Source organism: bacterium, assembly GCA_020440705.1.
Classification (GTDB): Bacteria; Krumholzibacteriota; Krumholzibacteriia; order LZORAL124-64-63; family LZORAL124-64-63; genus JAGRNP01.
This window is the reverse complement of the sequence record JAGRNP010000048.1, coordinates 22,405-27,302: the sequence shown is the minus strand read 5'-3', so window position 1 is coordinate 27,302 and position 4,898 is coordinate 22,405. Positions and strand designations below refer to the sequence as shown.

The following is a 4,898-nucleotide window of genomic DNA, read 5'->3' as shown; positions in this document are numbered from 1 at the left end:
TCACGGCCGTCCTCGACGGCGATGGCGATCCGGCCCTGGCCGCCTGCCTCGACCGGCGCGGCGCCTGGCCGCGCGCCGTGGGCGACGCGTGGCGCGCGGTCCACCGGGACGAGATCCCGGGGCTGCCGGCGGCGATCGACATCTACGGGACCCGCTACAACGCCGTCTGGTTCGACGAGGAGGCCGACCCGGCGCCCCTCGCGGCGGTGCTCGACGAGCTGGTCGCCCGCCTCGGGCTCGTGGGCGGCGTGGTGCGGGTGCATCGCCGCAATCCGCACCAGCGGGGCCTGAAGGAGGAGGTCGCGGTGCGGGGCGACGTGCCGGAGACCTTCGCCGTCACCGAGCACGGCCTCACCTACGCGATCAACCTGCGTTCGACCCAGCACACGGGCCTCTTCCCCGACCAGCGCGACACGCGCCGCCGGGTGGCGCGGATCGCCGCCGGCCGCCGCGTGGGGAATCTCTTCGCCTTCACGTGCTCGTTCAGCGTCGCCGCGGTGGCGGCGGGCGCCGAGGTGGCGTTCTCGGTCGACACGGCCCGCTCCTGCCTGGAGACGGGCAAGGCGAACTTCGCCGGCAACGGCCTGGCCGACGCCGGGCGCGGCAAGTTCATCCAGGAGGACGCCCGCCGCTGGCTGGCCCGGCAGCAGCGCCGACGCGAGGAGGATCCGGACGCGTGGCAACCCCTCGACCTTCTCGTGTGCGATCCGCCGGTCTTCGCGTCGGGAAAGGAGGGCCGCTTCGCCGTGGAGAAGGAGTGGGCCGGACTGGCCCGGGCGGGCGCGGAGCTGCTGGGCCCGGACGGCGTCGCGGTCTTCGCCAACAACCACCGCACGGGCGACCACGCCCGCTACCGCCGGCAGCTGCAGGCCGTCTTCGGACGGGTGACGGACCTGCGGCCGCCCCTGGACTTCCCGGTCCTGGCGGGGCGGCCGCATCACGTGCGCACGTTCTGGTGCGAGGATCCCCGCGCCTGAGCGCGGCGCCGGCTAGTCGTCGTGGCCGAAGCCCAGTTCGACGAGGCTCGTCATGGGGTCGTACCCCGCTTCGAGGCGGTCGCGGAAGGGCTCGAGCGACGCCCGCAGCGGGTCGGGCAGGCCCTCCTCCCAGGCGAACCGCAGACTCTCGGCGCGCATGGCCGCGACCTCGGCCTGCAGCGTCGCCGTCCACGGGTCGCCGGCCGCGGGGACCGTGCTCTCCAGGGCCGCGAGCTGGTTCTCGAGGATGGCGGTCTGCAGCCGGTGGACCTCGCGCCGCACGAAGCGGGCGCGCCCGTCACGGACCTCGTCCTCGTCGTCGTTGTTCCAGGTCATGCGCACGCCGCCGTCGTCCTCGTGGTCGCCGTCGCCGGCCAGGACGAACGAGGGCCCGTCGGCCGGATCCTTCCCCAGCATGCCGAAGTAGGCCACGGTGTACAGGTACCGGTACTCGCCGACGCCCATGCCCTGCTCGAGCAGCACGCGGTTGCGCTCGCCCACGAAGCCCATCACGGACGAGACCATCTTCATGCCGGCCTTGAACTTGGATGCGATCCCGGCGTCGCCGTCGAGGGTCGAGAGCATGTCCGACATCTCCCGTCGTGCGGGCTCGATCGCCTCGCGCACGGCCAGGAAGGTCTCCAGACGGGCGGCGTCGACGGTGCCGTCGGCATTGGGGGTGTAGTCCTCCGCGGCGCCGAACTCGGCCCGCAGCTGCTCGCGGCCGGCGTCGAGGCCCTCGGCGTCGGTCTTGATGTCCTTGAAGGCGAAGTAGCTGCAGGTGCCCACGCCGCCGAGGATGATCAGCACGAGGCCGCAGCCGATGCCGCAGCCGATGGCCCACTTCTTTCCCGCTCCCGCCATGCTCGTCTCCCTGCTAGGGTCCCTGTCGGGGGACGCTGCCGTGCGTACCCGGCCCCCGGGCCCGATATTCCCGACGATTCGGGTTGCCGAATGCCCGCCTCCGCATGACTATATCCGGGAAACTCCCCTTCAGGAACCTCCGATTCCCCTCCGACGAAAGGTCCCCGCGCGCTCATGGCCGAGAACTATATCTACACGATGCAGAACCTGCAGAAGGTCGTCCCGCCCGGACGCAAGATCCTCGACGGCATCTGGCTCAGCTTCTTCCACGGGGCCAAGATCGGCGTCATCGGCCTCAACGGCGCCGGCAAGTCGACCCTGCTGAAGATCATGGCCGGCATCGACGACGACATCATGGGCGAGGCGCGCCTGGATCCCTCCAAGACGGTGGGCTACCTGCCCCAGGAGCCCGAGCTCGACCCCGCCAAGGACGTCAAGGGCAACGTCGAGGAGGCCGTCGGCCACCTGAAGGCCAAGGTCGACCGCTTCAACGAGATCTCCATGGCCATGTGCGAGCCCATGGACGACGACCAGATGGCCAAGCTCATGGAGGAGATGGGCAAGCTGCAGGACGAGATCGACGCCGCCGACGCCTGGGACCTGGACCGGCACCTCGAGATCGCCATGGACGCCCTGCGCTGTCCCCCCGGCGACGCCGACGTGAAGGTGCTCTCTGGCGGCGAGAAGCGCCGGGTGGCCCTGTGCCGCCTGCTGCTGCAGAAGCCCGACCTGCTGCTGCTCGACGAGCCCACCAACCACCTCGACGCCGAGTCGGTGGCCTGGCTCGAGCGGCACCTGCGCGAGTACCACGGCACCGTCGTGCTGGTGACCCACGACCGCTACTTCCTGGACAACGTCACCGGCTGGATCCTCGAGCTGGAGAACGGCAAGGGGATTCCCTGGGAGGGCAACTACTCCAGCTGGCTCGACCAGAAGCAGAAGAAGCTCATCGAGCAGGAGAAGGCCGACAGCAAGCGCGTCAAGGTGCTGCAGCGCGAGCTCGAGTGGGTCAACGCCTCCCAGAAGGCGCGCCAGAAGAAGTCCAAGGCCCGCGTCTCGGCCTACGAGGACCTCGTCAGCCAGGACCGCCAGATGCAGCAGCGCACGGCCCAGATCCGCATCCCGGCGGGCGAACGGCTGGGCAACATCGTGGTCAAGGCCGAGGGCGTGCAGAAGGCCTACGGCGACAAGCTGCTCTTCGACAACATGAACTTCGACCTGCCCCGCGGCGGCATCGTGGGCGTCATCGGCCCCAACGGCGCCGGCAAGACGACCCTCATGAACCTCATCACGGGCAAGGAGCAGGCCGACGGCGGCACCCTGACCGTGGGCGAGACCGTGCACATGGCCTACGTCGACCAGGGCCGCGACGACCTGGATGCCGAGAAGACCGTGTGGGAGAACATCTCCGAGGGCGCCGAGGAGCTCGACCTGGGCGGCGTGACGGTGAACAGCCGCGCCTACTGCTCGGGCTTCAACTTCAAGGGCCACGAGCAGCAGCGGAAGGTCGGCACCCTCTCGGGCGGCGAGCGCAACCGCGTGCACCTGGCCCGGCTGCTCAAGAGCGGCGCCAACCTGATCCTGCTCGACGAGCCCACCAACGACCTGGACGTGGACACCCTGCGCGCCCTGGAAGACGCGCTCGTGGAATTCGGCGGCTGCCTCGTCGTCGTCAGCCACGATCGCTGGTTCCTCGACCGCATCTGCACCCACATCCTGGCCTTCGAGGGCAACTCCGAGGTCTTCTGGTACGAAGGCAACTACACCGAGTACGAAGCCAACCGCAAGGAGCGCTTCGGGGAAGAGGCCGATCAACCCCACCGCATCAAGTACCGGCGGTTGACGCAGTAGGTCTCGCTCCGTCCCTCCACACGAAGAAGTCCCGGGAGGCCGCGCTGCGCGCGGAACACCCGGGACTTCTTCGTGTGGAGGGACGGAGCGGGGCCTGCAGCGTCAACGGGACTTATTGATGAGGTCGCGGTAGATCGATTCGTCGTCGATAGAGGCGATGGGGTAGAGGCCGACGCGGTCGTCGTAGTAGGGGGTTCTTGCGTAGAACCAGTAGCGGATGGCCCAGGGGTCGGCGGCGAAGTCGGGGTTGGCGGCCTTGGCGGCGTTCAGTTCGGCTTCCCACTCGGGGTTGTCGGCCAGCAGTTGGGGGATCATCTGCTCGATGACGTAGCTTTCGACGTATTCGACGCGCTCGAAGATGGGGTCGAAGTAGCCCCACTGGACGAGGCTGTCGGGGGCCTTGGGCTCGAGGAGATGGGCGATGACCCGGGCGGCGCGCTGGTCGAGGCCCACCACGGCGGTGCCGGCGGGAAAGGTGCGGACGCCGGTCTCGGGTTCGGCGGTGAAGGTGACCGTGTGGTGGCCCTCGTAGGGGGCCTGGCCCCAGGCGGGGTTCGTCAGGCGCCAGGAGCGGACCGCGACCTCGCGGGGCTCGGTCAGGCGGGTGAAGGCGATGCCGTGGGCCGCGAGGCGGTCGAGGGCCTCGGTCCAGGCCGGGGGCACCAGGTAGGCGGCGGGCAGGGCGGCGACGGTGGCCGGCTCGAGGGAATCGAAATACGGGATGCGCCAGGTTGCGGGGCGGTCCGAGTAGCGGAAATACGTGCCGCCGGTGACGTCGCTGGGCACTTCCTCCATCTCGACGCCCAGGAAGTCGATCAGGGTGGAGTCGCCGTCGCTGCGGAAGGAGAGCGGGAACGGCTCGGCGCGGAACGCCGCCGAGGCGGCGCGGGCGTCGGCGGCCCCGACCAGGCGGCGCAGCTCAGGGGCGCGCTCGCCGCACCAGCGCAGGGTGTGGATCACGAGACGCAACGCGCTCTCGACCCGCACGGCGTAGGGCTTGAGCATGTGGGTCTCGACGAGCAGGCCGGGGCGGTTCTGGATCGCCGTGTAGCCCTGGCTGAAGCGCGGCGTGGCGGCCCCGCCCTTCAGGCCGCTGGTCGGGTCGTGCCACATCCGGAAGCTGACGTAGGGCGACATGGGATAGCCGTCGGCGGCCATGGCGGCGTCGACACCGTCGCGGTAGGCCGCGGTCCAGGCCGTCAGCTC

Annotated in this window: 4 protein-coding genes; 2 read left to right on the top strand and 2 right to left on the bottom strand. The window is 70.1% G+C overall.

The window, feature by feature from the left end; genetic code table 11:
- Positions 1-977 (top strand): class I SAM-dependent methyltransferase (locus tag KDM41_09115; protein MCB1183583.1); only part of this gene is annotated, 977 nt, incomplete at its 5' end.
- Positions 978-989: 12 nt separating this feature from the next.
- On the opposite strand, the gene KDM41_09110 is transcribed toward KDM41_09115, so the two are convergent.
- On the bottom strand, positions 990-1,841 hold the full coding sequence (locus tag KDM41_09110; GenBank protein ID MCB1183582.1) for a hypothetical protein: 852 nt from the start codon (positions 1,839-1,841) through the stop codon (positions 990-992).
- 174 nt (positions 1,842-2,015) lie between these two features.
- On the opposite strand from KDM41_09110, the gene ettA reads away from it, so the two are divergent.
- The gene (gene ettA / locus KDM41_09105; GenBank protein MCB1183581.1) at positions 2,016-3,692 is read left to right on the top strand and encodes an energy-dependent translational throttle protein EttA; all 1,677 of its coding nucleotides are present in this window, start codon (positions 2,016-2,018) and stop codon (positions 3,690-3,692) included.
- A gap of 102 nt (positions 3,693-3,794) precedes the next feature.
- Here the strand turns inward: ettA and KDM41_09100 are convergent.
- The coding region (locus tag KDM41_09100; GenBank protein MCB1183580.1) for a peptidase M14 at positions 3,795-4,898 on the bottom strand (1,104 nt) is incomplete at its 5' end.